Annotated in this window: 28 protein-coding genes and 1 pseudogene; 11 read left to right on the top strand and 18 right to left on the bottom strand. The window is 68.2% G+C overall.

The genetic code is table 11. The features are described 5' to 3' along the window. Positions 1-78 precede the first annotated feature (78 nt). The 3 genes from SALPAC2_RS0104660 (at position 79) to SALPAC2_RS0104650 (ending at position 3,108) form a co-directional block, all read left to right on the top strand. Entirely contained in the window at positions 79-759 is a 681-nt protein-coding gene (locus SALPAC2_RS0104660) for an alpha/beta fold hydrolase (protein WP_018215481.1), read from the top strand. Positions 760-787: 28 nt separating this feature from the next. Next, positions 788-1,333: a DUF7010 family protein gene (locus tag SALPAC2_RS0104655; RefSeq protein ID WP_018215480.1), complete on the top strand. Its 546-nt coding sequence runs from the start codon at positions 788-790 to the stop codon at positions 1,331-1,333. 83 nt (positions 1,334-1,416) lie between these two features. Next, positions 1,417-3,108 carry a DUF885 domain-containing protein gene (locus tag SALPAC2_RS0104650; RefSeq protein WP_018215479.1) on the top strand — a complete coding sequence of 564 codons (1,692 nt, stop codon included), beginning with the start codon at positions 1,417-1,419 and terminating at the stop codon, positions 3,106-3,108. 356 nt (positions 3,109-3,464) lie between these two features. On the opposite strand, the gene SALPAC2_RS0104640 is transcribed toward SALPAC2_RS0104650, so the two are convergent. The 6 genes and pseudogenes from SALPAC2_RS0104640 to SALPAC2_RS26810 form a co-directional block, all read right to left on the bottom strand. Beyond that, positions 3,465-4,106, bottom strand: a complete 642-nt coding sequence (locus SALPAC2_RS0104640; RefSeq protein WP_018215477.1) for a response regulator — start codon at positions 4,104-4,106, stop codon at positions 3,465-3,467. Then, complete coding sequence (locus SALPAC2_RS0104635) at positions 4,099-5,343, bottom strand: sensor histidine kinase (RefSeq protein WP_109745369.1); 1,245 nt, start codon at positions 5,341-5,343, stop codon at positions 4,099-4,101. The genes SALPAC2_RS0104640 and SALPAC2_RS0104635 overlap by 8 nt, the downstream gene beginning before the upstream one ends. Before the next feature lie 2 nt (positions 5,344-5,345). Next, positions 5,346-6,041: an ABC transporter permease gene (locus tag SALPAC2_RS0104630; RefSeq protein WP_018215475.1), complete on the bottom strand. Its 696-nt coding sequence runs from the start codon at positions 6,039-6,041 to the stop codon at positions 5,346-5,348. A 31-nt stretch (positions 6,042-6,072) separates the two neighbouring features. After that, entirely contained in the window at positions 6,073-6,975 is a 903-nt protein-coding gene (locus SALPAC2_RS0104625; protein WP_018215474.1) for an ABC transporter ATP-binding protein, read from the bottom strand. A 189-nt stretch (positions 6,976-7,164) separates the two neighbouring features. Next, positions 7,165-7,503 carry a nucleoside triphosphate pyrophosphohydrolase gene (locus tag SALPAC2_RS0104620; RefSeq protein ID WP_018215473.1) on the bottom strand — a complete coding sequence of 113 codons (339 nt, stop codon included), beginning with the start codon at positions 7,501-7,503 and terminating at the stop codon, positions 7,165-7,167. A 75-nt stretch (positions 7,504-7,578) separates the two neighbouring features. Then, positions 7,579-7,676: pseudogene (locus SALPAC2_RS26810) on the bottom strand (MerR family DNA-binding transcriptional regulator); the annotation flags it as partial. Between the two features lie 93 nt (positions 7,677-7,769). Here SALPAC2_RS26810 and SALPAC2_RS0104615 point away from each other — a divergent pair. Then, positions 7,770-9,362, top strand: a complete 1,593-nt coding sequence (locus tag SALPAC2_RS0104615) for a DUF6194 family protein (protein WP_018215472.1) — start codon at positions 7,770-7,772, stop codon at positions 9,360-9,362. 100 nt (positions 9,363-9,462) lie between these two features. Here the strand turns inward: SALPAC2_RS0104615 and SALPAC2_RS0104610 are convergent, their stop codons facing one another. The 6 genes from SALPAC2_RS0104610 to SALPAC2_RS28440 form a co-directional block, all read right to left on the bottom strand. Next, positions 9,463-9,648, bottom strand: a complete 186-nt coding sequence (locus tag SALPAC2_RS0104610; protein WP_018215471.1) for a recombinase family protein — start codon at positions 9,646-9,648, stop codon at positions 9,463-9,465. A gap of 284 nt (positions 9,649-9,932) precedes the next feature. Beyond that, complete coding sequence (locus SALPAC2_RS0104600) at positions 9,933-10,130, bottom strand: hypothetical protein (RefSeq protein WP_188115875.1); 198 nt, start codon at positions 10,128-10,130, stop codon at positions 9,933-9,935. Positions 10,131-10,245: 115 nt separating this feature from the next. Next, positions 10,246-10,809, bottom strand: a complete 564-nt coding sequence (locus tag SALPAC2_RS0104595) for a DinB family protein (protein ID WP_018215468.1) — start codon at positions 10,807-10,809, stop codon at positions 10,246-10,248. Between the two features lie 541 nt (positions 10,810-11,350). Then, complete coding sequence (locus SALPAC2_RS0104585; protein WP_018215466.1) at positions 11,351-11,728, bottom strand: VOC family protein; 378 nt, start codon at positions 11,726-11,728, stop codon at positions 11,351-11,353. Between the two features lie 82 nt (positions 11,729-11,810). Beyond that, positions 11,811-12,635: an SDR family NAD(P)-dependent oxidoreductase gene (locus tag SALPAC2_RS0104580; protein ID WP_223874069.1), complete on the bottom strand. Its 825-nt coding sequence runs from the start codon at positions 12,633-12,635 to the stop codon at positions 11,811-11,813. 130 nt (positions 12,636-12,765) lie between these two features. Beyond that, positions 12,766-13,098 (bottom strand): GNAT family N-acetyltransferase, encoded by a 333-nt coding sequence (locus SALPAC2_RS28440; protein ID WP_397540870.1) that lies wholly within the window; start codon positions 13,096-13,098, stop codon positions 12,766-12,768. A 47-nt stretch (positions 13,099-13,145) separates the two neighbouring features. Here SALPAC2_RS28440 and SALPAC2_RS27200 point away from each other — a divergent pair, with 47 nt between their 5' ends. Then, complete coding sequence (locus SALPAC2_RS27200; RefSeq protein WP_018215463.1) at positions 13,146-13,322, top strand: hypothetical protein; 177 nt, start codon at positions 13,146-13,148, stop codon at positions 13,320-13,322. A 60-nt stretch (positions 13,323-13,382) separates the two neighbouring features. Here SALPAC2_RS27200 and SALPAC2_RS0104565 read toward each other — a convergent pair whose 3' ends face one another. From SALPAC2_RS0104565 to SALPAC2_RS0104555, 3 genes are all read right to left on the bottom strand, one after another. Beyond that, positions 13,383-14,087: a M23 family metallopeptidase gene (locus tag SALPAC2_RS0104565; protein WP_018215462.1), complete on the bottom strand. Its 705-nt coding sequence runs from the start codon at positions 14,085-14,087 to the stop codon at positions 13,383-13,385. A gap of 9 nt (positions 14,088-14,096) precedes the next feature. Further along, positions 14,097-14,558, bottom strand: a complete 462-nt coding sequence (locus SALPAC2_RS24375; RefSeq protein WP_050563163.1) for a transposase family protein — start codon at positions 14,556-14,558, stop codon at positions 14,097-14,099. Positions 14,559-14,708: 150 nt separating this feature from the next. Then, positions 14,709-15,932, bottom strand: coding sequence for a cytochrome P450 family protein (locus SALPAC2_RS0104555; protein ID WP_018215460.1), 1,224 nt, complete (start codon positions 15,930-15,932; stop codon positions 14,709-14,711). A gap of 186 nt (positions 15,933-16,118) precedes the next feature. Here SALPAC2_RS0104555 and SALPAC2_RS0104550 point away from each other — a divergent pair, with 186 nt between their 5' ends. Both SALPAC2_RS0104550 and SALPAC2_RS0104545 read left to right on the top strand, forming a co-directional pair. Next, the gene (locus SALPAC2_RS0104550) at positions 16,119-16,730 is read left to right on the top strand and encodes a GNAT family N-acetyltransferase (RefSeq protein ID WP_018215459.1); all 612 of its coding nucleotides are present in this window, start codon (positions 16,119-16,121) and stop codon (positions 16,728-16,730) included. A gap of 64 nt (positions 16,731-16,794) precedes the next feature. After that, a complete protein-coding gene (locus SALPAC2_RS0104545) occupies positions 16,795-18,057 on the top strand; it encodes a M48 family metallopeptidase (RefSeq protein ID WP_018215458.1) in 1,263 nt (420 codons plus the stop codon). Here the strand turns inward: SALPAC2_RS0104545 and SALPAC2_RS0104540 are convergent. Then, positions 18,031-18,783, bottom strand: coding sequence for a MerR family transcriptional regulator (locus SALPAC2_RS0104540; protein WP_018215457.1), 753 nt, complete (start codon positions 18,781-18,783; stop codon positions 18,031-18,033). The genes SALPAC2_RS0104545 and SALPAC2_RS0104540 overlap by 27 nt on opposite strands. Positions 18,784-18,866: 83 nt before the next feature. On the opposite strand from SALPAC2_RS0104540, the gene SALPAC2_RS0104535 reads away from it, so the two are divergent. After that, positions 18,867-20,450, top strand: coding sequence for a DUF6194 family protein (locus SALPAC2_RS0104535; protein ID WP_026184424.1), 1,584 nt, complete (start codon positions 18,867-18,869; stop codon positions 20,448-20,450). Here the strand turns inward: SALPAC2_RS0104535 and murJ are convergent. Beyond that, the gene (gene murJ, locus SALPAC2_RS0104530; RefSeq protein ID WP_018215455.1) at positions 20,427-21,989 is read right to left on the bottom strand and encodes a murein biosynthesis integral membrane protein MurJ; all 1,563 of its coding nucleotides are present in this window, start codon (positions 21,987-21,989) and stop codon (positions 20,427-20,429) included. The two genes, SALPAC2_RS0104535 and murJ, sit on opposite strands and share 24 nt — an antisense overlap. 126 nt (positions 21,990-22,115) lie before the next feature. On the opposite strand from murJ, the gene SALPAC2_RS0104525 reads away from it, so the two are divergent. Continuing rightward, positions 22,116-22,805, top strand: a complete 690-nt coding sequence (locus SALPAC2_RS0104525; protein WP_018215454.1) for an ElyC/SanA/YdcF family protein — start codon at positions 22,116-22,118, stop codon at positions 22,803-22,805. Positions 22,806-22,847: 42 nt separating this feature from the next. Here the strand turns inward: SALPAC2_RS0104525 and SALPAC2_RS0104520 are convergent, their stop codons facing one another. Then, complete coding sequence (locus tag SALPAC2_RS0104520; RefSeq protein ID WP_026184423.1) at positions 22,848-23,282, bottom strand: MauE/DoxX family redox-associated membrane protein; 435 nt, start codon at positions 23,280-23,282, stop codon at positions 22,848-22,850. Between the two features lie 165 nt (positions 23,283-23,447). Here SALPAC2_RS0104520 and SALPAC2_RS0104515 point away from each other — a divergent pair, with 165 nt between their 5' ends. Then, positions 23,448-25,262, top strand: a complete 1,815-nt coding sequence (locus tag SALPAC2_RS0104515; protein WP_033661774.1) for an alpha/beta hydrolase family protein — start codon at positions 23,448-23,450, stop codon at positions 25,260-25,262. 5 nt (positions 25,263-25,267) lie between these two features. After that, a complete protein-coding gene (locus SALPAC2_RS27465) occupies positions 25,268-25,426 on the top strand; it encodes a hypothetical protein (RefSeq protein ID WP_018215451.1) in 159 nt (52 codons plus the stop codon). Positions 25,427-25,431 lie beyond the last annotated feature (5 nt).

Here is a 25,431-nt window from a genome sequence, read left to right as displayed (position 1 = left end):
ACGGTTGTCCCCCGACCAATAGCCCCCACGAGCGCGCGCTGCTCTCACTACAGTGGGCGGATGATCGATTCGATAGATGTGGGTGAGGTCAGCGTCAGCTACCAGCTGGCCGGGAATCCGGCCGGGCAACCCGTGGTGCTCCTGCACGGCCTGGGTGACAGTGGGCAGGACTGGATACCCGTACTGGCGGAGCTGGCTACCACCTTCCAGGTGTTCGTGCTGGATCTGCGGGGGCACGGGAACAGTAGCCGGCCTGGTACATACTCGTTCGAGTTGATGCGCGACGACGTACTCGGCTTCCTGGATGCGGTGGGGTTGACGCGCGTCGCGTTGGTCGGACATTCCATGGGGGCGGTGGTGGCGGTGTTGGTCGCGCAGGCAGCGCCGGACCGGGTTACGCAGCTGGTGTTGGAGGACGCGACCGTGCCCCGGCCCGGAGATCTGTACCGGCCGCCGCTGGTCGCACCGGATGAGCCGATACCGTGTGACATTGCGGTGGTCAACGCGATCCGGGCGCAACTGACCGATCCGGATCCGGCCTGGTGGGAGGGGACGGAGACGGTCAGGCAACCGACGCTGATAGTTGACGGGGCCAGCAGCGACGACCGGCAGGCGTTGCTGGTGGCAGCAGCGGCACGGATGCTTAACGCCAGGGTGGTCACGATCACCGCCGGCCATTACGTGCACCGGGACCAGCCGGCCAGGTTCCTGGAGGCGGTCGTGCCGTTCCTGCGGCACCACAGCACAACCTCACTCTGACGACCGACGGGCCCGGAGGCATTCAGCCATGGATGTCGAGGAGTACACGCGAGCGCTGGCCGCGGCGAACCGATACGGGTGGGCGTTCCTGGCCGCGTACGGGAGCACCTGGCTCGTCGCCGCGATGGCGTGGGCGAAGGCCGGTGCGCGAACCGCCGCCATCGTCACGCTCTTCCAGGGCATGGTCGCGCTGCCGGTGGCCCTGGCGTTGACACTCCTGACCCCCGGCCCACCCCCACCCCACGATGCCGCCCTCGAATCGCTCTCGGTGACAGTGGCCACTAGTCAGCTGCTCGGCCTCCCGGTCGTCATCTTCCTGGTCCTGAGTAGGCGGTACACCTTGGTGCCGCTGGGCCTGGTCATCCTGCTGGTCGTGCACTTCGCGCCCTATTCGTGGCTCTACGGAACCCCGCTCTACCTCGTGCTGGGGGCTACGATCGCGCTGGCCGCCGCGCTCGTCAGCCACCGCGCCGAGCGCGAAGGCGGCCCCGGCCCGATCGTCGGCGCGCACCGAACATGCCTGTCGACCGGGCTTCTCATGCTGAGCGGGGCCGCGGTCGCGCTGGCCCTCTGATTCAGCGGGCGGGACTGACCGGTTCGGGCGGACGCCGGCTACCACCGGATCCGTGGTCCAGCTGCTACGAAAGAATTGCCGCCATGATCGAGGAGTTCGCGGATCGGCTGCTGTCTGAGATGTCTGGCCTTGATCCCTGCACGGCGGTCATCGAGGCGGGCGAGCAGGATGTCGACCGGCTCACCGACTACGGCCCGGAGGGGCACCAGGCCCGCGCCGACCTCGCAGCCCGCGCCCTGCGCGAGCTCCAGACCTTGGGTTCCGGCCTGCCGACTGCGGCCCCGCTGCACGCCCACCTCGCCGAACGGCTGCAAACGCGGGTCGCCCTTCACGATGCCGGGGAGGACCTGCGCGAACTGCACGCGGCGGCCACCGGTCCGCTCCAGCTCATCCGCCAGGCCGTCGAGGCCGCGGTTCCCGGCCACGGCACCGAGGGGGCGGCCTTCGAGGAGGGTTGGGCTCGGGTCGGCGCGCGCCTGGCCGCGATCCCCGCCGCCCTGGACGGGTACACCCGCAGCCTCCTACTCGCCGCGGAGCGCGGCAACCTGCCGGCGCGGCGTCAGGTGGAGCTCGTCATTCAACGCTGCGGCAGCTGGATCGACCACGATATTGCCCTGATTGACCGCTACGGCGGAGGGCCTCAGCGGGCGTCATTGCAGGCCGCAGCGACGGGCGCGCGGGCGGCGTACCAGAAGCTGGCCGAGATGCTGACCGCGGACCTGGCACCGCGCGCTGTTGCCGAGGAGGCGTTCGGTCAGCAGCGGTACGCGCTCTGGGTGCGTACCTTCCTCGCAGCCCAGCCCGACCTGCGTGAGCTGTACGACTGGGGCTGGGACGAGTTCCGAACGGTAGAGGCAGAGCTGATCGCGGAAGCGAAGACCCTGGGTGGGAGTATGCCTGAGGTGCTTGCCGAGCTCGCCAGCCCCAACGCGCCCGGCACGCTGCACAGCAGGGAGGCGTTCGGCGCGTGGCTGCAGGAGCTGTTGGAGGCGGCCATGGAGGGGCTGGACGGCGTGCACTTCGACATTCCAGCCCCGCTGCGTCGCATCGAGTCGCGGTTGACCACGTCGTCCGGCGTCGCCTATATCGGGCCGTCGCGGGACCTGGCGCGGCCTGGCCGGGTCTGGTGGTCCCTACCGGAGGGCGCGACGACTTTCCCGACCTGGATCGCCTACAGCACCGCCTATCACGAGGGCGTTCCCGGCCATCATCTTCACCTCGGCTCCGAGGTGTTACGGGGTGGTCTCGGGCAACGGCTGAACCTGCTTGGTGGCCTCTCCGCTAGTCAGGAGGGCTGGGCCCTCTACGCGGAGCGGTTCATGGACGAGCTCGGGCTCTACGAACAACCGGGTGCCCGGCTGGGACATTTGTTCATGCAGCTCCTGCGAGCGGCCCGGGTGGTGCTCGACATCGGCCTGCACCTGCGGCTGCCGACGCCGTTCGGTGATCGAGCGGTGTGGACGCCGGATGCCGCGCTGGCGCTGCTGCGCGACCACTGTCACCAGGGGCCGTACGCGTTGGCCGAGCTCGGACGATACCTAGGCCGGCCCGGTCAGGCGCTGGCCTACAAGGCGGGCGAGCGGGTGTGGCTGGCTGGCCGTTCGTCCTTTCCCGGCGACCGGCGCGCATTCCACCGGCACGCGCTGGAGCTGGGTTCGCTGGGCCTGGACCAGCTGACCACCGCCCTCCAGCAGGTTGACCACGTGCGATCGGGCCGGCCATCATCGGTAGGCACTGAGACCGGGCCCGCAAGCCGCACCGCACCCCGGAAGTGACCGTAGCCCTCCGGGCGCTGCGCGGTCCCGGGCTACGCGGTCCAGCCACCTGAAGTGGTCCTACCGGAATGAGGCTGACGGTTCCGCGCAAGGTAACACTTCGCGCGACAAGTTGGTGAAACGGAGAGTATGCATGCCCTGGTACGTCACCGTCGCACTTGTCAGCATGCTGATCTCCATTGCGACACTGCTGTCATACACCCAGCGCGAAAGACGTACACCGCGTCTCGTCGGGGTCGCGGCGGTGGCGCTGCCCCTCGCTTATGTGGGTGCTCTCGCCGCCTGGGCGATCACGGAGGGTTAGCTTCCTTGGTTGGTGGCAGCTGTGGCCTGGGCACCGGCCGTTGGGGCTGAGCTCAGCCCCTGTCCACAGTGAGGAGGCCCCGGCGGAACGCCTCGCCGACCGCTGCGGCACGGTCGTTGACGTCGAGCTTGGCGTAGACGTGCAGCAGGTGGCTCTTCACAGTTGCTTCGCTGATGAACAGCTTCCTGGCAGCTTCACGGTTGGTGGTGCCCTCCGCGATGAGGGTCAGGACTTCCAGCTCTCGAGCGCTGAGCGCGTTGACCGGGGTGCGCACCTGACCGAGTAGCCGGGTGGCGACGGACGGGGACAGCACCGCCTCGCCGCGCGCGGCCGCGTGGATCGCGTGCACGAGTTCATCGCGGCCGGTGTCCTTGAGTAGGTAGCCCGTGGCGCCGGCCTCGATGGCGGGCAGCACGTCACGGTCGGTGTCGTACGTGGTCAAGACGAGGATGCGGGCCGTTACGCCCACCCTGTTCAGCTCCAGGATCGCGGCTACGCCATCCATTCCGGGCATCCGCAGGTCCATGAGGATCACGTCCGGACCCAACGCGCGGGCAAGGTCCACGGCCTGCGCGCCGTTGGCGGCCTCGCCAAGTACCTCGAACTGCGGGTCGCCGTCCAACATCCCGCGGATGCCACCCCGGACGATGGGATGATCATCAACGATGAGTAGCCGGATCGGCGGTTCAATCACGGGCCACCGCCGGGACACTGGCCGAGATCGCTGTGCCGGCGCCCAGCGCCGACTCAATCTCCAGGGTGCCCGCGAGGCGGTCCACCCGCCTGCGCATCGAGGTGAGGCCGAAACCACCACCGTCGCGGACCTGCGTCGGGTCGAATCCGGCACCATCGTCACGCACATCCAGCATGGTGACATCCTCCATGTACGAGAGGGTGAGTGAGACCCGGGACGCGTCGGCATGTTTGGCCGCATTGGCCAACGCCTCCTGCGCGGTACGCAGCAGCGTCTCCTCGATCTCCGGATGCATCCGCCGGACCGTACCAGTGACGGTGAACGTGGCGGCCATCTCGTTGTGCTCCCCCCACTCGGTGATGACTGCCCGCAGCGCCTGGTCCAGCGGCGCCGCCGCCAGATGTCCGGGGCCGACCGCATGCACAGATCGACGGGCCTCGGCGAGGCTGTCGCGGGCCAGCAGGACGGCGATGTCCACGTGTCGCTGCCAGTCCTCGGCCCGCCGCGCCGCCTGTAGCTGAGTGATGATGCCGGTCAGGCCCTGGCCGAGCGTGTCGTGAATCTCGGCGGCCATCCGCTGCCGCTCGTCCAGGACGCCCGCCTCACGAGCCTGGACCAGCAGTTGGGCCTGTAGGCCGGCGTTCTCTCGCATGGTGTCTTGGAGCTGTTTGACCATGCGGGTGCGCTCGGCGCTGCGTTCCCGGGTGATGTCACCAATGAAACTGAACATCGCGACCCCACCCACGATCGCCGCGGTGAAGAACAGGAACGTGAGGACGCTGGCCGGGGTGGCCTCGGGCGGCCCGCCGCTGTAGGTCAGGACGCTGATCGCCGCAGTAGCGCTCACCCCGACGAAGCGCCAACGGCCTCGTAGGTAACACCACGAGTGTAGGTAGCCGACGAAGCCGAAGAACGGCGCGAACCAGGTCCCCTGTGTGCACAGCAGGCCGATCAACGCCACCAGCCCGGCGACGTACGCGGGGCCACGCGGCACCAGCCACAGCCAGCCGGCCGCGGCCGCGGCCAACGCGAGCATCGGCCATGGCCGTTCCCCTGTCACCAGGCACAGAGCGACGGCGACCGCCAGCAGCACGTAGGGCGCCACGGCCAGCTGTCGTTCCTGCAGCCGCTCCCACCGTTCCAGCCGCTCCGGCCGCTCCCACCGTTCCGGCCGTTCCAGCCGTTCCGGCCGTTCCAGCCGTTCCAGCCGTTCCAGCCGTTCCAGCCGTTCCCTCATGGTCACTCCCAACGAAAGAACCTGGCCGCCGCGGCGCTGATCGCCACAGCATAGGCAGCGAGGACCGCGAGCAGGACCGGGCTGGGCGTGGTGTCCGTCCACAGCTGGTGCATGCTCTGTCGAAAGGCGCCAAGCGGTGTGTATTCGCCGACGCGGGCGAGTAGTTTCGGCATTTGGTCGGTGGGTTGCATGAGCCCGGCGAGGTAGGCCATCGGGAAGTACAGCAACACACCGAGGCCGTTGGCGGTCCGGCCGCTGCGGGCGAGTGCGGCGATGAGCAGGCCGACGGCGAACATGGCCCCGGTGCCGAGCAGGAACGTCACCGCGATTTGCCCCACGGCGGTGGGCAGGTCAGCGTTGAGGACGGTACCGGCGATCGCGATCAGTAGCGCACCCGTGGTCAGCGTCAGGACCAGCTGCAGAATGACCTGGACGGCGAGCAGGTTCGCGGGCCGGACCGGCGTGGTGGACATCCGACGTAGGATGCCTCGCTCGCGGTAGGTGGCCAGGGTCGTCGGCAGTAGGTACAGCCCCACCAGTCCCACGGCGATCGCCAACGCCATCGGTAGGAGAACGGTGTCGCCGGGCTCGATGGAACTGCCGAACGCCAGCAGGATGAACAGCGGAATCAGCAGCGTGAAGATCGCCCCAGGCTCCCTGGCCAGCAGCTTCACTTCGACGACGGCAAGCTTGCCCATAATCGCCTTCCTTTGTCGGTTCGAAACAGGGCTAGTCGAAGGGCTGGCCGGTCAGGGCGATGAACGCGTCGTCGAGGGTGCGCCTGTCGATGCGCAGGTCGCTGACCAGTACGTGGTCACGGGCGAGTTGGGCGGTGACGGCGGTGGCGAAGTCACCCCGACCGGTCACGACGATGTAGTCCCCGTTCCTGGTCACCCGGACCACCCCGGGCAGGCCGGCCACGTCGGCCAGGTCACCGGCGATGAGCGTGAACCGCATCTCGTACTCGGCGTCGATCTCGGCCACAATGCCGGACGGGGTGTCCAGTGTGACGATGCGGCCCTGGTCGAAGATAGCGGCACGGTCGCACAGCTCCTCGACCTCGTCCATGTAGTGGCTGACCAGAACGACGGTCACACCGGTCGCGCGAATCTGCTTGATCAGGGACCAGGTGGCGCGGCGGGCCTGCGGGTCCAGGCCGGTGGTCAGCTCGTCCAGGAACACCACCCGTGGGTCGCCCACCAACGCCAACGCGATAAACAGCCGCTGCCGCTGCCCTCCGGACAGCTTGCCGAACCGGGCATCGCGTTTGTCTTCCAGCCCCCATTGCTGCAGTAGTTCCCGCCAGTCACAGGGTTTCGCGTAGAACGAGGCGTACAGGTCCAGCGCCTCCCACACCTTCAGGTTGTCCGGTAGCTGCGTGTCCTGGAGTTGGACGCCGGTCTGCTCGCACAGTGTGCCCCGGTTCTCGATCGGGTCCAGACCGAGCACCCGGATCGACCCACCGTCGGGCCGGCGCAGACCCTCCACACACTCCACAGCGGTGGTCTTGCCGGCACCGTTCGGGCCGAGAATGCCGAAGATCTCGCCCTCCTCGACACTGAACGACACCCCGTCCAGCACCATCAGATCCGCGTACCGCTTGCGAAGATCCCTGACTTCGATGACTGCCACGCACCAAGGATCTGCGCCCGGCGCCGCGTCCGAATCGGTCCGCCGGCCACATCAGCCCCTGGATTCTGATGATCCAAAATCCGCCACCTGGTTGATGACTTCCCGTGGGTTGAGCTGAGCCGAAGGGTGGGTTCACCGGGAACCGTCAGCGCTGGTTCGCCGGAGACTCGGGCAGCCGAGTTTCGCCCGTCAGGGGATGAGTACCTCGTCGAGCCAGAGGCGTTGGGTGAACCCGCCGCGCTCGGCGCGCTTGCTGGCAGCCGCCTCCTCTACCTCCAGCTCGGTGAAGCCAGACGCGATCGTCAGGGCGGCGAGTACTTCGCGCACGTCGGCAAGTTCACCAAGTCGCGCGTCCGGCTCGGCGGTTGCGACCTCCTCCGCCTCCTCGTGCAACTTCGCGATCAGCGCAGGAAGTAGGTCCGGGTCGTCCAGTACCCGGACCCTTGGGATCTGACCATCGGCGGTGATGATTTCCGGAATGCGATCACGCACGAGCTTGCCGTAAACGATCTTCTGTTGGTGGGGCATCCCGTCATCATCCCGTTCGGCGGTTCGGCCGCCGTCGTGTGGTCCACTGACATGATCTCAACAAGAGTGCGTAGCCCGGTAGCCGGTCGCGGTCCGGGCGGCGGGCGAGATCACCCCGACCTGTTCGTAGTTGCGGACCGCTTGCGGCGACAGTCCATGCGTGCCAGATCCACTGGCCGATACCCGGGTTTGAGGCTTCAACCGGCGGTTCCCCTGGTGATTTACGGAAAAGGTTCACAGGGTGGTTCAACGATACGGTTAAGGTCATGGTTTTCGACACCGAGTTGACGTCCTTGCTCGCCACCCGCCGGCCACACCTACTCGCGATCGGTGAGCCGTACCACGGCGAACCGGCGTTCCCGCGTCTGCGTAACCGGATCCTGGAAACACTCGCCGGACACGGCTTCCGGTCGATCGCGATCGAGTCGGACCGCGCCGCCGGCCTCGCCGTCGACGACTACGTGCAGGGCCGCTGCGACGACGTGGACTTGGACACCGGCATTAGCCACGGCTGGGGCGCCCACCCGGCGACCCGCGAATTGGTCGACTGGCTGCGCGCGCACAACACAACGCTGCCGCCCGAGCAGCGCATCACCTTCCACGGCTTCGACGCGCCCACCGAGATCACCGCAGCCCCCAGCCCCGGCCCGCTATTGCACGAGCTGTACGACTACCTCGACGTGCCGGCACCCGACCTGGACCGCCTGGTCGGTGACGAGAACCGCTGGACCGACCAGGAAATCATGTTCGACGCGACCCGATCTCCCGGACGCTCACCACGGGCCAACGCACTACGCGGCCTGGCCGAAGACCTCCGCACCCAGTTGCACGTCGACGCACCCCGTCTGATCGCCGAGACCGGCACGTACGCGTTCCACCGTGCCAGGGTGCTCGCCACCACCGTGATCGGCCTGCTCACCTACCATGCCGCCATCGCCGAACCCGGCACCCAGTCACAGCGGATCGGTCGCCTGCTCGCCGTTCGTGACGCGCTGATGGCGCAGAATCTGCTCGACATCCTCGCCCTCGAACGCGACCGCGGGCCGCTCCTCGTTTGGGCCCACAACGCCCACCTGCAACGGACCCCGTCTCAATGGGACGCCCATTGGGACGGCCAGGACCTGGCCGCCCAGTGGAATGGTGCCGGTTCGATCGTGTCGCCGCTGCTCGGGGACAAGTACCTGTATGTAGCCGGCAGCCTCGGGGCCAGCGGTCCGGCCGGCCTCGGACAACCGCAGCCCGGCACCTACGAGGACCGGCTCGGAGCACAGACCGGGATCTTCTCGCCCCCGGCCGGTGACGATCTGCGCGAACGCGTGGTGGAACTACCCGGGCACTTCCCACTGGACAAGGCAACGATCGAGACCTGCGACGCGATCCTGCACATCGGCTCCGAACCCGGCGCGGCCGACGCCGCGCGGATCGCCGGCCTTCCCGGGGTGACCGAGACTCGGATCCAGGCAGACTCCGACATGCCGCCCTACACCTGGGGCGACCGGTTCTTCTTCGCCGGCGAGGACCGGAAACGTCCGTTCGCCACGGTCGTCGGGCACGACGTGCCTGGCTTCGACGAGCAGTCCCGCCTGTACGAGCCGGAGCGGTACCGGCTCAACATCGAAGTGGGCCGCGACGAGTTCCGAAGCCTGTTCGGCTACGGCCCGGAGGAATTCGCCGTGCACAGTAACGAGATCAACTTCGCGCAGATCGACCGATTGATGCCCCATCCCGCCTATGCCGTGCAGGGCTGGGCGAGCGTGGTCAACCCAGGCCCGGCCACCGCGGACGAGGTAGAACGACTGCTCACACAAGCACGGACCCGCAGTGCTGAACGCGAACATCGCAGGAGCCAGCGCTCATAAGTCCAGGCGTCAGATCCCCACGACGAAGTCCGATCGTTTTTGAGGGTCCACCGGGACACGCCGAGCTTGCCGGCGACAGCGGCCTGAGTCTGACCAGCGCTTAACAGGATCCGCGCGTCGGTGACCTGCTCAGCGCCTGCGGCCTACCCCCGACCCGGCCGCGGGCGCGGGCGGCGTCGAGAACTTCGCGGGTGCCCTTGACGATCTGCTGGCGCTGAAACTTGGCGATGGCGCCGAACACGGTGAAGATCAGTTCCCCGGAGATGTCATCACTGGTGTCGAGCACGACGCCGTCGGAGTACGAAAGTGGTGGCCGTGAGCGTGCAGGTCATCGTCGATGCTGGCCAGCAGTTCTCGGGTATCGCGGCCCAGCCGGGTCAGGTCGAGCACGACGGAGGTAGATCCGGCCGCAGCCAGGCGGCCTTGGGCGCGTCGATCTGCCGAGCGGGTTCCTGGGCGTCGGTCGACACCCAGGCCAGCCCTGTCTCGTCTCGTTTGAGTTGGCGGTGTTGAGTGGGGTTGACCTGTGGTTCGCCATTCGTGTTCGGTGTGGTCACTGGTCATCGTCTCTCACTTGAAGTGGCGGATTTCGGGGAACGGGGTTCGGGTGAACCCCGCGTGGCGTTCGTAGAACTCGGTGCGGGTCTTCGCGTGCTTGTGGCGGATCTCGTTGATCCACCGCTGGATCGGGTTGGGGACCGACTCGTAGTCGGCCCCGACATACACGGCCTCGTAATCGGCGAGCGCCACCCGCCCCTGGCTGATCATCGGAACATCATCCGCCATATCAACTGAGACGAATACACAGGGCCGCCAAGTCTCGTGAGACACATGTGTTTGTGTCCACGTAGGTTTCCGAAGTTCGATCGCCGGTTACCGCAAGTCATACTCGGTGCGGTGTGGCTCCGTCCTGCCAGCGGTAGAGGTCGCGCAGCAGGGAAATCTCGGCGCCGTGATGGATCAGCTCCCTGTTGACGTGCAGGACCCTGTTCTCCATGGGAAACCGCTCGGGACCCACCGTGGGCGGATGGTCCAGGTCAGCGTCCGAGAGCTCGAGGACCCCCGCGTTCCATCTCCCATACATCTCATCGAGCTGTTTCAGCGCCTCGTCAGCGGTCCCCGCGTAGGCGAATGTCTCGGAGTCGACTTCCTGGCCGCCGAAGTACCACCCGACCCGATAGCCAAGGCACGAGACGATGATGTGCGCCAGCCGCCAGGCAATCGTGGTCACCGGGGCCGGCACCGGGGCAGGGGACGCGAAGTCCACCGTCCATTCCCCCGAACCTGCCGACATCGGAGCGGCCGACGTGCCATGCGGGCGGATGCTCCAGCAGCCGCGCACCGGCTCCCAGAAGTACTCCTCGTCAGTAAGACCGTCCAGCCGCGGCCGCAGGTTCTTGCGCCAGTACCAGTCCAACTGCTCCGCGAGCCGCTCGCTTCTTGCCATTGCCGCACACTACAGACCCGTCGAGCAGACGGCGTCCGCCAGATCCGGTGAGACTCCGCCACCTGTACCGACAGGTCGCCTGAGACTCCGCCAGCTCAGCAGAGAACTGACAAGGCCCTCGCGGACGCCCCTGACTGTGAGGCCGCCCTAATTATCGAATTTCTATTACCGATAATCCGACAATCCTTGGGACCGAACAAAACGGACAAAATCCCGATGCATCATAATGACTGTTATGGTGTACCGGGGTCCACGGTCGCTGCCGCATGGTCGAGTGCTGGTGCCTCGGGGGGGGCCAATGTGGTCAATCTGGCTGGCGTACGTCAGCTATGCCCCGGCTTCTTCGCCCAGCGGCGCGATGGCTCGGCGGTGGTGATCGGCGTCCGCGCCGATGACAGCCGACCAACTCGCCATGCTTACCCGATATGTGCCCTCACGTCGCACTACGCCATGCTCGGGCTGACGGTGCTGTCGGGACCGACGCGGGTGTACTCCAGCCACCAGTCGGGAGAGTCGATTCGCTGGTCGTCGTTCGGCAGCATCAGGTGGATCGGCTTGGCAGGAGGCAGAACGGGTGTCCGGCAGGGTCGGCATAGACCCGCCAGCCCCGGTCGCGGTCCAGCAAGGTCCCGCCGAGCGTCAGCACCTGCCGCTCCGCCGTACCGAGGTCGACAACTCGAAAGTCGAAGTGGAACTGCTGCGGATGGTCCGGAGCGGGCCAACGCGGCCGCTGATAGGTAGCGACCCGTTGGAAGGCGAGGACGAACCCGGTGGGGGTGTGCAGGGTGGCCCAGTCGTCGCCTGTGTTCCACCGTGGATCGATCTGGTTGACCTCCCCACCGAGCAGCCCCTGGTAGAACTCGGCCAGCCCGGGCGGATCCGGACAGTCCAGAACTACACACTCCAGCTCGGCGATCATTGATCGCACCTCGCTTCCCGGATCACGGTCGACATCCTCCCGCCGTCCGGCCGGCGGCTGTACGGCACACAGCTGATCCGGCTCAACCGGTGGCGTGGCTCGCCCACGCCAGCACGGCTTCCGGTGAGGCATCGCAGCCGAGGTCGGCTTGCCGCATCACGGTGACTTGGTAAATTTTCCATTCACCACCGGCGGCCCGGAGGACATGTCCCGTGAAGGGACACTCGCGGGAGACAAGCACGGCGACTCCTGGAGCCACCGACGCGGGCAGGAGTTCGTGCGGTTGCACGGCACGACGGAAGATGCGGGTGGCAGCCACCGGGCAGATCGCGTTAACCAGGATCCCGTGTGCTCGGCCTTCGCCGGCGAGTGCGTTCATAAGACCAAACTGGGACGCCTTGCTGACGCTGTAAGCGGCCACGTCAGCGCCGTCGATGGTGCGAAGTCCGAAGTCCGAGGTGGTCAGTACGATTCTGCCGTAGCGCTGAGTCCGCATCAGCGGCCACACCGCTGAGCAGAGCCACCATGCCGCGTCGGCGTTGATCACCATGGTCGTGTCGTACTCGTCCGCAGTTGCTTCGCCGATGCCGTGGTAACGAACAATGCCGGCATTATGAACCAACGCATCGATACGTCCGTGCTCGGCGAGGACTTCGGCGATCAGTTCCGCACAGCCGTGACGCGTCGCCAGGTTTTGCACGTGCACGGACGCGCGCCCTCCACCGTCGGTTATCTCACCGGCGACAGCATGGGCGGGAGCAGGATCGTTGCCGCTACCGTCGCGATCGACTCCCCCATCGTGTACGGCGACGTGCGCGCCTCTGGCGGCCAGCAGCCGAGCGTAGGACTTGCCCAGGCCACGTCCCGCGCCGGTAACAAGGACCACTTGTCCTGCAAGGTCAATCACGCACCCAGCATGCCAGGAGCACCAGTCGTCCGGATGCCCCGACAATCAGTACGAGACAGCACCCGCTGACCCGGTGAGATCAGCATGCCGACCCTGGACCGCAACGGCCTCACCCGGCCCCGTTCCCTGATCAGCCCTGACCGCCATCGCCACGTAGGTCGCGTAAGCACGGGTCGCGGTATGCCACACCTCCGATGGGTGAGAGTCGAATCGTGGTGAACAGGGTGGTCCCGTGGACCGCGTCCACTTCCTTCCGCTCGGTCTCGGTGAACCCGACCTTCGCCAGCACCCGACGCGAAGCGGTGTTCCAATCCCAGACCGCGGCCCATAGACGTTCGGACGATCTTGCCCGGTCTAGAACCGCCAACGCGGCCTCGGTCGCGTATCCCTGACGCCAGACTCGGCGCAGCAGCTCGAACGCTAGTTCCGGTTCCCCTTTTGACCATTGTCCGCTGTCGACCAGCCCGCAGTAGCCGATGATGTCATCAGTGAACCGATCATGGCGTCCGGGTGGACCGGGACGCGACCGACCTGAGCGGCGCAGACTTCGTCGCCGGGACCGGCAGCGTGCATGTCGAGGGCACCCTCACCCTCGACTTCGTGCCAGTGCGTTGCGTGGCAGATCTGGACGTGGCCACGCTGAGTGGCACCGGCCGGCTGGTGGTGCTGGAGGAAGCCGCCGCCTGAAGCATGCGTTGCGCCCCACTGCCCGCCGGTTGGGGCGCAACGCCGTGCCGCGACGCGGTGTCAACCGGCCAGGGGCTGCACCATCGACTCCTCGCCGGGAACGCCGGCGCGGTCCTCGAAGTGGGCCGAACCGCGCCGGCGTTCCCGGAAGTCGCTGAATGCCATCGGCAGCCCGCGAGCCACCGAGATGTCGGGGCTGTCCATGATCTGGATGTGCACGTGGGGCTGGGTCGAGTTGCCGGAGTTACCGCACTCCGCGATCTGCTCCCCGGACCGCACCGTGTCGCCGATCGCCGGGCGGATCGTCTGCGACCGCAGGTGTGCCAGTGCTACGAACGCCCGGTTGCCGGGCAGGGCGATCGTCACGTAGTTGCCGGCCACGGCCCCCGGGCCTGCCCGCAGGCGCTGCGCCTGGCCCAGCATGTAGGGCACCAGGGCGAGGGGGGAGCGGCGGCCGGCGTGATCGGCCTCGCCGTCGTGAACGTCGACCACGACGCCGTCGGCCGGGGCCAGCAGCGGCTGGCCGAACGCGTAGTAGCGGTCCGGCGCCTCGGTGGCCAGGAGCGTGCGCCAGTCGCGGACCGGGGCGGCGCGGCGGCGCTCATCGGTGCCGACGAAATCGATCGCGTAGCGGGTGCCCAGCAGGTCTGTCCCGTGACTGGGGACGCGGCGGGCCGGGCTGTTACGCGCCAGCCACAGGCCGGTGAACGGCAGGGAGATGACGGTCTCGCCTGTCTCGCGCCGCGCGGAGAAATCCTTGCCCATGGATCGAGTTTATGGCGGCGGCCTCGAGTGTGGAGTTGGAGGAGATCCGGCAGCTGAAGCGGAAGGTCGCTGAGCGAACCAGGCGTCGATCACCTCACCCTTGACTGACAGGGTGGTCTCGGCCAGCCGGTCGCAGTCGAACAGTTTGCCGTCCAGGATGACGTGGGACCAGCCATCGGCGGCGGTCTGGCGCAGGGCGGTATGCAGGTCGATCGCCTGGGCGGCGAGAACCGTGATGCCCTCGTCGCGGTAGCGGTACGCGGTGGCCCGGGAGATGCCGAACCCGGCTGCAAGCAGAGTCAGGTCCTCGGCCTTGCGGAACCACACCAGCACCAGCAGTGCCTGGTAGAAGCAGGTCAGGGCGCGGGTGCCGCGGCGCGTTCCCTTGGCTCGGCGTTGCGCGGCGAGTAGCCGGCCGAGATACTGCACGAGTTCCCTCGGGACGTCGACCGTGGCACGATAGGTAATCACGTGGAGCCCTCTCGGCCATCCGCCACCGTGGCAGCAGCCGCCGAGGCTTTCCGACAGCTGGCCGAGATGTGCCGGCCCGAACGCGCAGATGAGCTCTGGGTCACATAGCAAGTCGAAGACATCATCGAGCGCGCCGACACTGCGGGTCACTCAGCCGTAGGTTCCACCCGAGCCACAACCGTCCGACAGGAACACCGGTAAGGCGACCAGTCCGCGTAGTCGGAACGATTCCCGCCACCGGATGTCCTGGGCAGGCACGGCCAGCCGGATCCCGGGAAAGCGGTCGAGCAGGCTGGTGATGGCCACGGTCGTCTGGAGGCGGGCGAGTGGTGCACCCAGGCAGTAGTGAATGCCGTGCCCGAAGGACAGGTGCGGGCACCGCATGCCGGTCGTACCGAGTGTGTCGGGTTCAGTGAACTGCGCGGGGTCGCGGTTCGCGCTGGCCAGACAGAGCCAGATGCGATCGCCGGCGGGGATCAGCTGGCCGGCGATGGTGACGGGTTCACGGGCGAACCGTCGTACGGCCAGCGGGAAGGAAGGGTTCCACCGCAGGACGCCGTCGACGAGTTCGTCGACCGCCAGCGACCCGGTGCGTACCGCCTCGGCTAGCTCCGCGTTGGTGAGTAGCGCGTGGGCGACGTTTCCGATGAGCGCGGCGGTGTTGTCGTAACCGGCGAACATCAGCAGGAAGAGCATCGCGACGAGTTCGTCGTCGCTGAGCCGGTCGCCGTCCGCATGGGGGGCGAGGAGACCCGTCAGCAGGTCATCGCCGGGCCGCGCTCTCTTGTGTGCCAACTGTTCGATCAGGAACCGCCGCATGCTGGCCATGGCAGATCGGGACTGGGCGGGCTGATTGGCGTCGGCGGAGAGCAGGGTGTTCGTCCACGTCCGAAAGTCGACGCTGGTCTGGGTGGGCAGGCCGAGGAGCTCCTGCATGACCTGCAGGGGCAACGGTGACGCGAGGGAGCCGATCAGCTCCGCATGGTCGTTGCCAGCCAGACCGTCCAGCAGCGTGCTGACGATCCGCTCCACCGCGGGGCGCAGGTCGGCGACGCGGCGAGGGGTGAAGGCGGCGGCGGCGAAACGTCGGAGCCGAGTGTGGTCGGGCGGGTCGCGGTTGAGGAGATGCGCGTCCAGCTCGGGAGGCAGCGAAGAACCGTGCTCACCATCGGTGCTGCTGAGGCGTTTGTCGACCGACAGGCGCGGGTCGGTGAATGCCGCTCGTACGTCGTCGTAGCGGGTGACCAGCCACGCGGGAGCGCCATCTGGCGTTCGGATGTGATGTACCGGAGCCTCGTCCCGCAGCGCGTTGTACCGCCGGTGCGGGTCGCGAAGCAGGAGCTGGTCGAAGACGGGAGCCGGTGGTGACGTCATGCCAACTCCTGGACCAACAGGTGGAACGTGGCAGCGGCGACGATCGGGGTATCGGTGCAGCAGACCCTGGCTTCGTCGAGTATAGGAGCCTTCGTAGTGCCTGGTTGGGGGCGGCACCGGGCCGAGAGTCGCCGGGATGCAGACGTGGTGAAAATCGATTGAGGTGGCCCGCTCGACCGCGGCATTATGCCGCTCGTGACCCAGGCAACTTTGTGGACCGCGCGAATCCAACTCGTGCCGTTGAGCGACGATCACCTGGCGGGTGAGGTCCAGCTCGACGCGGATCCGGAAGTCATGCGCTACCTGGGCCGGCCGCGGCAGCGGGCGGAAGTGGCGCAGGTGCATCGGCAGCGAATCGCCGCCGCGTCGAAGGTTCCCGGGCTCGGTTTCTGGGCCGGGCTGGTGGCGGGCTCGTTTGTCGGATGGTGGGTTTTAGAGCCGCCGGAAAGCGCGGATCAGGGGCCGGTTGAGGGGCAGGCGGAGTTGGGCTACCGGCTACTGCGCCGGTACTGGCGTCAAGGTCTGGCCAGCGAGGGTGCCCGTGAACTGATCCGGCACGGCTTCGCCGACCTGGGCCTGCGCCGCATCTTCGCCGAGACGATGGCGGTGAACCTGCCCTCCCGCGCGACCATGGCCGCGGTCGGGCTGGACTACGTACGCACCTTCCACCAGCACTTCGACGACCCGCTGCCCGGCAGCGAGCACGGTGAGGTTGAGTACGCGGCCACCCGCCAGGATTGGCTGGCCAACCGACGAGCCGTCGTACCAAAGCCTGCATCCGGGAAGGACGGAACCTGACCGCCAACAGATCGGCCGAACGGGCGGTACCCGGTGTCAGCGTTGGTCGGCAGAATCAGCGCTCATGATCGATACCAGGGCTGTCGGTGACACCTGCCCGAAATGCGGTACAGCCACAGTCGCTCCGCGCGAGGCCCTGCCGTGGTGCCCGGTCTGCGAGTGGAACCTCGAAGCGTACGACGTGGAGCGCATCGGCCCGTTCTTCGGCTGGCGCTGGCTGGACCGACGGATCCATGACATCGGGTACCGGATGACCCGTCGCCAGTTCGACCGGCTACTCGGGCGATCGCTGGGCAGTAGTGGCGTCGGCGCAGCCGCCGTCGTCACCGCCACCGCATCCTGCTTGTTGTTCCTCGGCGTGGTGGCCCTCGCTGTCACCGGGATCTGGCTGCTCCTCGCCTTCTCCTTTCCGAGCCCGTCGCTGCTGCTGGCGGTTCCCCTGCTCGCCCTCGCCGTCGGACTACGGCCCCGCTTCGGGCGGCTCGACCCCGACGCCGACGTCCTCCGCCGAGACCGCGCACCCGAGCTTTTCGCCCTGGTTGACGAGGTGGCGCAGGCGGTTGGGGCGCCGGCTCCCGACATGATTGCCGTCAACGCCGATTTCAACGCGTACGCGGCAACGATAGGCATCCGCCGTCGGGTGCTGTGCCTCGGACTGCCGTACTGGGGGTCCCTCGCACCGCAGGAACGCGTCGCCCTGCTCGGTCACGAACTCGGCCACTTCGTCAACGGCGACCCGCGGCGGATGCTGCTCACCCAGCCGGCGTTCACCACCCTCGGCTCCGCGGCGGACCTTCTCCGCCCGGCGCCGTCGACCGCCCCCGGCCTCATCGAGTGGATCGGGGCGGCCCTTGGGCGGGTCATCCAATACCCGTTGTCCCGTCTGTTGTTCGTGCTGCATGTGGCACTCGTGTGCGTGGCGCTACGGGACAGTCAACGGGCCGAGTACCTGGCTGACGAGATGTCCGCGAAGGTCGCGGGAACCGCCGCTGCGACGAGCCTGCTGGACGTCGCGCTACGGGTCGAGTCAATGTCGCTCGCCGTACGCCGGGAGTCCAGGGCGGGGCACGGTCCCCAACGGTGGCAGGCGGCGGTCGCCGAGTCGCGGGCGGCCGGTACCGACCAGCTGCCGCTGTTGCGGCAGCTGTCGGGCCGCGAGGAGGCGTCGCTGTTCTCCTCTCATCCGCCCACCGGTCTGCGCCACCTGATGCTCGAGGGCGTTGAGCGGCACGACCCGGCGGTGGAGCTCACCCAGCAGCGTTCATCTCGCATCGACGACGAGCTGACCAAGGAGTACGAGTCAGCCCGCCGGGTGCTGGCCTGGTGAGTCCAGAGCTGAGGTGGCGGTGTCACCGCGAGCGAGCTCAAGGTAGGAGAGGTAGTCCGCGAGGCGAGCGGATCCGGTGAGCATCGCCCGGCCGCGGGCGGCGATCCGCTCCCGCCACTGTTCGATCGACGCCGCCAGTGGGCCGGCCCCACCGGCGGCGCGCACCTGCTCAATCACCGCGGCGATGTGGTGCAGCAGGTAGCCCCCGCGTCGCAGGAGGTGGGCGAGCTCGGCGTCGCGTACGTCCTCGGGTGAGTAGACCCGCGCGGTCCGGGACCGAGCTGGGGCCAGGATGCCCGCCCGCTCCCATTTACGCAGCGTCGCTGGGGTGACACTGAGCCGGCGGGCGAGAACACCGACGGAGACCGGCACGGCCGGACCAGGCGCGGCCGAGGTGGCTCCGGACGCCAGCACGACGGCCGCCGCGGCGACCTGGTCCAGGGTTTCCCGGTCGCGGTGCAGCAGTACGTGGGCGGCATCGACGACGGTCAGGGCGGAGGGGAGGTCGTCCTGGAGGACCGACCTCATGATTTCCCCGGCCGGTTGGAAGCCGTAGCCCCGAACAAGCGCGACGTAGGCGGTCAGCGCGCCGGCATGGTTGTCGGTGTAGCTGCGGTAGCCGCTCGGCGTCCGCGAAGCCGGCGGGATCACCCCGGCCGCCTCGTAGTTGCGGACCGCTTGCGCGGAGAGCCCGTGCACCCGGGCCAGGTCAACCGGACGGTACACCGCCCTTTGAGACTTCAACAGCCAATCTCCCGTTCAACGATGGCCACAGTTTAAACCGAAGGTTCAACGATACGGTTAAGGTCATGGCTTTCGATATGGAGTTGCAGGCCCTTGTCCGCGCCCACCGGCCGCGGCTGCTCGCGATCGGCGAGCCCTACCACGGGGAGCCGGCCTTCCCCCACCTACGCAATCGGATCCTCGAAACCCTCGTCGGGCAGGGCTTCCGGTCCATCGCCATCGAATCGGACCGGGCCGCCGGGCTCGCCGTCAACGACTATGTGCAGGGCCGCCGCGACGAGGTGGACCTGAGCACCGGCATCAGCCACGGCTGGGGCACCCACCCGGCCAGCCGCGAACTGGTCGACTGGCTGCGCGCCCACAACGAGAAGCTGCCGCCCGACGAGCGCGTCACCTTCCACGGCTTCGACGCCCCAACCGAGATCACCGGCGCGCCCAATCCCGGGCCGATGCTGCGTGAACTGCGCGACTACCTCGGCGAAACCGTCTCCGACCTGGACGGCCTCGTCGGCGCTGAGGAGCGCTGGACCGCTCCCGAAATCATGTACGACGCGACGCGATCTCCCGGCCGGTCACGGGAGGCGACGACGCTACGCGGGATCGCCGAGGACTTCCGCACACAGCTGTACGCCGACGCGCCTCGCCTGATCCGGGAGACATCGCTGGAGTCCTGGAACCGCGCCACGGTCCTCGCCGGCGTGGTTGTCGGCCTGCTCACCTACCACGGCGCGATGGCCGTACCGGGCACCCAGTCGCAACGCATCCGTCGCCTGCTCGCCGTCCGGGATGCGCTGATGGCGCAAAGTCTGCTGGACATCCTCACCCGCGAACGGGACCGGGGGCCGGTCCTGGTCTCCGCCCACAACTCCCACCTGCAACGGCACCCGAGCCGGTGGGACAGCCACTGGGAGGGCCAGGACCTGGCCTTCCAGTGGAACGGCGCCGGCTCGATCGTGTCTGCCTCGCTCGGCAGAAGGTACGTGTACGTGGCCGGCAGTCTCGGGGCGAGCGGGCCGCTCGGTCTCGGGCCGCCGGAGCCCGGCACCTACGAGCACCAGCTCGGCGCCGAGACCGGGATCTTTCCGCCGCCCACGGGCGACGAGCTACGTGAACGCACGGCCGACCTGCTCGGGCTGTCGTCTTTGGAAGCGGCGACGGTCGGGACCTGCGATGCGATCCTGCACATCGGCTCCGAGCCGGGCGCGGCCGACGCGGCCCGGATCGCCGGCCTGACGGGGGTGACCGAGACCCGGATCCTGCCGGGCTCCGAGCAGCCGCCTCACACCTGGGGCGACCGGTTCTTCTTCACCGGCGCGGATCGGGTGCGACCGTTCGCCACGATCGTCGGGAACGACACCCCGGGTACCGACGAGCGGTCCCGCCTGTCCGAGCCCGGGCGGTACCGGCTGGACATCGAGGTGGGGTGCGCCGAGTTCCGGAACCTGTTCGGCTATCGCCCGGAGGAGTTCGCCGCACACCGCGACGGGCTCGACTTCGCGGAGCCGGACCGCCTGCTGCCCCATCCGGTCTACGCCGCCCGGGGTTGGGTCAGCGTGGTCAATCCGGGCCCGGCCACCGTGGCGGACGTGACCCGGCTGGTGGCGCAGGCTCGCTTCCGCAGCGGATCAGCAGAATCTGCTGCCGGCTAGGGCGGTTGTCACGAGTTGCCGCAGCTCGGTGAGGTGCACCAGGCGGGCCACCGCAACGTAGACGGCGCAGCCGATGATGCCCGCCGTGGTCACGGTGATCAGCGCCCCGCTGCTCGGGGAGTCGAGCAGCGGGGCGAGGGCGTAGACCGTGAGGCCAGCACAGCTGCCGGAGAGGACACCGGCGACCGCCACCCGGGCATGCGTACGCAGTAGCCGGTGTCCGTCGATCCGGCCCAGTCGGCGGCGCAGGAGAAGGGCGGCGGCGGTGAGGCCGACCGTGTAGGCGACCGCGTACGCGAGGGGAACCCCGACCACGGCGTTGGTGCGGGGTAGTAGCCACGACGCGGCGACACATCCGGCCACGCCGACGGCGGTGACCCCGACGGTGATGACCGCGGGGGTCCTGGTGTCCTGCAGCGCGTAGAACCCGCGTTGCAGGATCATGAAGCCGGTGAACGGCACCAGGGCCACCCCGAAGGCAGCCACCACCGTCCCCAGCAGGGCGATCGCCGCCGGTGAACTGCGGCCGTGGGCGAACAACAGCGTGGCGATCTGTGGGCCGAGTACCGTCAGGGTCACCGCGATCGGGGCGACGGCAACGACGGCCAGCCGTACCGCCTGGGACAGGTCCTCGACGATGTGGGCGTGCTGGCGGCCGGCGGCGTGGCGACTGAGCCGGGGCAGCATGGCGGTCATCACCGACATGACGATGACCCCGAACGGCATCTGGAACACCGCGAGCGCGGTCTGGAAGGCGCTGACCCCGCCCGGTTCGCTGATCGAGGCGACCCGGGTGGCTACCGCGAGCAGGATCTGCGCGGCGACGACCGACACGAGGACCCAGCCGCCGAGCCGGCCGATTCGGCGGATCCCGACACCCCGTGGGTTGAGCCGGGGCCGAAAGGTGAAGCCGCTGCGGGCCAGCGCCCACACCACCAGAGTCATCTGGGCGAAGACGCCCGCGGTGGTGCCCACGGCGAGCAACAGCAGCTGCCCGGCGGGCATCGACGTGATGCTGGTGGTGCCGCCGATCGCCAGGTAGGTCAGCCCGACAGCGATCACGATCAGGCTGTTGACAACCGGCGCCCACGCCGGCGCGGCGAACCGTCCCCGGGTGTTTAGCACAGCACCGGCGGTGGCGCTGAGTCCGTAGAACAGAATCTGGGGCAGGAAGAACCGGCTGAGCAGCACCGCCAGGTCGTGTTGCTCAGTGGAAAATCCCGGCGTGTAGATGGCGACCAGCCATGGAGCCAAGATCATCGCCATCAGGGTGACGGCCCCGAGCCCGTAGACCAGCAGAGACAGCAGCCGTTGGGCGTAGCGCACCCCGGCATCGGGTTCGGTCAGTGCGGCACGCACCAGCAGTGGCACCACCACGCTGGCCATCGCACCTCCGAGGACAAGCTCGTAGACGGCGTTGGGCAGGGTGTTCGCCACGTTGTAGCTGTCCAGCAGACGACTTCCCATTCCCAGCGCGGAGGCCAGCACCACCAGCCGGACGAAGCCGACGGCCCGGGATACCAACGTCGCCACCGCCATTGCCCGACCCGCGCTGCTAAGCGAAGATCCTTCTGCCATGGCGACCTTCCTAGCGCACAGGCGCCCGGGCCCTGGAACCCAGCCCCGGCCCCCGGAGCCCTGCCCAGCCCTCGATTGGAGGCCCAGATGAGCACCGAGTCGGCGATTGCCCGGTTTGTACAGGACGAAGAATTGGATGGCTTCTCGGCCGGTCAACTCCTCGAGGTGACCAAGGCCACCACGCTGATCCTGTCCATACCTCCGGCGGCTACCAGCCACGTCGACGCCGTCGCAGTGGCGACCGGCCAGGGGGAAGAGTGGCGCTTCACCCACGCGATCCGGGCTTGGGAGGCAGATCCCCGCCTCCGCCACCTGCTGGTCACGAGCGGGAACCCGGCGGAGAAGACCTACACCGAGGTCACACTCGACTACCTACGTGGTCTCGGCCTCCGCCGCCGGGAAGGGCTCCAGCTACAGCGCGACCCGTCGCCCAACACCGGCCGGCAGGCCTCCTGGATCGCGGACCAGGTGCAGGAGAGTGCCATCACCAGCATCGCACTCACCACCTCCCCCTACCATTTGCCGCGGTTCTATCTCACCGTCCTCAAGGAGTTGGAAAGACGTGGCATCCGCATACCCGTCGTCCCGGCTCCCGCGGCCGTCGCCCCACAGGCGCCGATCCCGGAGACCGGCGCCACCTCCGAGGACCTGATTCCCGGCGAGGTGAAACGCATCCTCACCTACCAGGACAGGGGCTGGCTCGCCACGCCGCAGGAACTGCGGCGGTACCTCTCCTGGTGGTGGAGCAACCATGGGTCTGGCTGGCTTCTCCCCTGAGCCGTTCGGGCGGCGGCCCCGACTTCGCCGCGCCGCCTTCTCTCAGCCTGTCGCGCCGGCTGCTGCCGACCGAGCCCGAGCCCTGCGGGTGGCGCGCAGCAACAGCCCGGCGTAGAGCAGCAGCAGGGCGTCCTGAAGCAGCACGAACCAGCCGAGTCCCTGGGGCAGGAAGCGCCCGAAGCAACCACAGTTGTTGACCGCCAGCCCACGTACGAACGCCGGCGCCGCCAGACCGGCCCAGGCCGCCGCCACTCCCGTGTAGATCCAGACCGGGGTCAGCGCGTACGACCGCGGTCGGGTCAGTAGCCAGAGCCCACCGGCCAGCTCCGCCACAATCAGCACCGCGGCCAGCCATGGCAACGCCGCCGCCGGCGCGATCTTGTACGCGGCGAGGATGTCCGGCATCACGGGCCACGAAACAAGCTGGCCTGCTCCCATCGCCGTGAGGATGGCACCCAGGACAGCACGAAGCCACATGAGCCGACGCTAACGGCAAGCCCAGCTCCAGTACCTAAAATAAGACAATTAACGACTTTTCTGGCTTGAGAAACTATTCCGAAACCCCGACAGCCAACGGCGACCGTCTATTTACCGAAAGCAATTGATCAATTACGATCCGGTAGGTGCCTGGCCTGGATCGGGGTGACTGTGCACATTCCCTACGCGCCTGCTTTCGCTGCCCAGCAGCCTGAAAAGTCCGTCGAGGTCTACGTCGACAACGGTCTGACCCAGATCCTGACCTGGGACCGACGCACCGATCAGCGGCAGGTCCGCACCACGGCCCCGAACGGCGTGGCCGCCTACGACATCGAACCCGACGGCCGGCACCTCTGGTGGTTCGACGCGGACCCGTCGGGGATCGGGCTCTGGCGACGGCAACCGTTCCGGCCGACCCCTACCGACCCGACGACACCACCCGCCGCCCTCACCGGCCTGCCGCCCGGCCGGCAGGCCGGGATCGCCTTCGACGCTTCCGGCGGCCGGGTCGCGGTCGGCATCGGCACCAAAACCGAGACCCGATGCTACGTGGGCAGACCCGGCGGCGCCGGGCAGCTGGTGGCCGCCGCGGCGGGCTACGCGACACTGGTCGATCTGACCGCTGACGGAGATACGGTCGCACTGGCCGGGCGGGCCGACAGCGACACGGCGATCAGTGTCATTCGCCTCAGTGACGGTCGGCTCGACATCGTAGCCGGCAGCGACCATCGGCGAATCTGGGCGCTCGAGTTCCGCCCCGGCGACCGGTCCCACCCGCAGCTGCTGGTCATCGTCGAGACACCAGCGGGGTATCGGGTCGGCACCTGGCAGCGTGATCGGGGTATCGCACTGGCAGCAGCCCTCTCCTACGACACCGAGGTCACCGCCCACTGGTACGGCACGGACGGGCAGGTGCTCATCCAGCACGACCACGCCGGCCGCAGCCGGCTACTGCTGGCCGACCTGACCAGCGGTGAACCCGCGACCATCGCCACCCCACCCGGCACCATCCTGGATCTGACGTGCGCGCCAGACGGTGACATCCACTACGTCTGGACCGGCGCCTCGGTGCCGCCCCAGCGCCGGGTCGCCGAACTCGGCGCAGCGGCCCGGGAGGCACCGCGGGCGGCTGGCCCGGCGCAGCCGACCGGAACAGCCCGGCGTAGCGAACTGTGGACCACCCAGCCCTACGGTCGGATCCACAGTTTCCTGGCCACCCCGCCCGGTGCCGGGCCATGGCCGACCCTGTTCCTGGTCCATGGTGGGCCGTCCCTGCACGACCGCGACGCCTACGACCCTCGGGTTGAACTGCTGGTGCGCGCCGGGTACGCGGTGGTGCGTACCAACTACCGGGGGTCGACCGGGTACGGGCCGCAGTGGCAACGAGGATACGGCCACCGGGTCGGGCTGGCCCAGCTGGACGACCTCACCTCGGTACGGCGAGACCTGCTCCACCGCGGCATCGCCACACCAGGCCGGGTCGGCCTGTGCGGATACTCGTGGGGCGGGTACCTGGTTCTTCTCGCGATGGGAGTCACCCCGGACGCTTGGTCGGTCGGCCTCGCCGTCGCCCCCATCGCCGACTACCCGGCTGCCTACCGCGGCACCACGATTGCGCTGCGCGAGGTGGACGACGAGCTCTTCGGCGGCGGGCCCGACGACGTACCGCAGCGATACCGAGCGGCCAATCCGATGACCTACCTGGACCAGGTACGTGGCCCCCTGTTCATCGCTGCTGCCAGCGACGACGACCGCTGCCCGCCGGGCCAGGTGCGGCGCTACGTCGCTGCACTGCGCCACCGCCGGGTGCCGCACCAACTGCACTGGATGTCCGGCGGCCATCTCGGCAACGCCGACAGCCAGACCCGGGCGTTCGACGAGTTACTCCGGTACGCCGGTCAGGCACTAGGACCGGACCGAACCCGGGCGGCCACAGCGGACGGCCGCCCGTACCAGCCAACCAGCCAGGGAGGGAGGTGAATCGCATGAAGCGACGCAGCGTACGGCATGACCCGATCGCCACCAACGAGCGGGAGCGCGGGGCGGTCGTGGTGAAGATGTTCCTCGACATGGACCGGGCGGTTGCGGCCGAACGGAGCGGCGGGACCGATCCAGCGGCCGACAAGGTGGCGGTCAGCGAGTAATCACC

This window comes from Salinispora vitiensis (assembly GCF_000378825.1).
GTDB lineage: Bacteria > Actinomycetota > Actinomycetes > Mycobacteriales > Micromonosporaceae > Micromonospora > Micromonospora vitiensis.
Note: the sequence above shows the minus strand (reverse complement) of the source record. Positions and strands in the feature narration are given on the sequence as shown.

Bases quoted from the DNA above. Each gene is read 5' to 3' on its own strand.
- SALPAC2_RS0104630 (WP_018215475.1), bottom strand. From the start codon at position 6,041: ATGGGCAAGCTTGCCGTCGTCGAAGTGAAGCTGCTGGCCAGGGAGCCT.
- SALPAC2_RS0104545 (WP_018215458.1), top strand. From the start codon at position 16,795: ATGATCGATACCAGGGCTGTCGGTGACACCTGCCCGAAATGCGGTACA.
- SALPAC2_RS0104635 (WP_109745369.1), bottom strand. From the start codon at position 5,343: ATGAGGGAACGGCTGGAACGGCTGGAACGGCTGGAACGGCTGGAACGG.
- SALPAC2_RS0104555 (WP_018215460.1), bottom strand. From the start codon at position 15,932: ATGACGTCACCACCGGCTCCCGTCTTCGACCAGCTCCTGCTTCGCGAC.
- SALPAC2_RS0104615 (WP_018215472.1), top strand. From the start codon at position 7,770: ATGGTTTTCGACACCGAGTTGACGTCCTTGCTCGCCACCCGCCGGCCA.
- SALPAC2_RS0104520 (WP_026184423.1), bottom strand. From the start codon at position 23,282: ATGTGGCTTCGTGCTGTCCTGGGTGCCATCCTCACGGCGATGGGAGCA.
- SALPAC2_RS0104565 (WP_018215462.1), bottom strand. From the start codon at position 14,087: ATGGGCAAGGATTTCTCCGCGCGGCGCGAGACAGGCGAGACCGTCATC.
- SALPAC2_RS0104600 (WP_188115875.1), bottom strand. From the start codon at position 10,130: ATGATCAGCCAGGGGCGGGTGGCGCTCGCCGATTACGAGGCCGTGTAT.
- SALPAC2_RS0104595 (WP_018215468.1), bottom strand. From the start codon at position 10,809: ATGGCAAGAAGCGAGCGGCTCGCGGAGCAGTTGGACTGGTACTGGCGC.
- SALPAC2_RS0104655 (WP_018215480.1), top strand. From the start codon at position 788: ATGGATGTCGAGGAGTACACGCGAGCGCTGGCCGCGGCGAACCGATAC.
- SALPAC2_RS0104550 (WP_018215459.1), top strand. From the start codon at position 16,119: ATGCCGCTCGTGACCCAGGCAACTTTGTGGACCGCGCGAATCCAACTC.
- murJ (WP_018215455.1), bottom strand. From the start codon at position 21,989: ATGGCGGTGGCGACGTTGGTATCCCGGGCCGTCGGCTTCGTCCGGCTG.
- SALPAC2_RS0104585 (WP_018215466.1), bottom strand. From the start codon at position 11,728: ATGATCGCCGAGCTGGAGTGTGTAGTTCTGGACTGTCCGGATCCGCCC.
- SALPAC2_RS0104620 (WP_018215473.1), bottom strand. From the start codon at position 7,503: ATGCCCCACCAACAGAAGATCGTTTACGGCAAGCTCGTGCGTGATCGC.
- SALPAC2_RS0104535 (WP_026184424.1), top strand. From the start codon at position 18,867: ATGGCTTTCGATATGGAGTTGCAGGCCCTTGTCCGCGCCCACCGGCCG.
- SALPAC2_RS0104525 (WP_018215454.1), top strand. From the start codon at position 22,116: ATGAGCACCGAGTCGGCGATTGCCCGGTTTGTACAGGACGAAGAATTG.
- SALPAC2_RS0104650 (WP_018215479.1), top strand. From the start codon at position 1,417: ATGATCGAGGAGTTCGCGGATCGGCTGCTGTCTGAGATGTCTGGCCTT.
- SALPAC2_RS27465 (WP_018215451.1), top strand. From the start codon at position 25,268: ATGAAGCGACGCAGCGTACGGCATGACCCGATCGCCACCAACGAGCGG.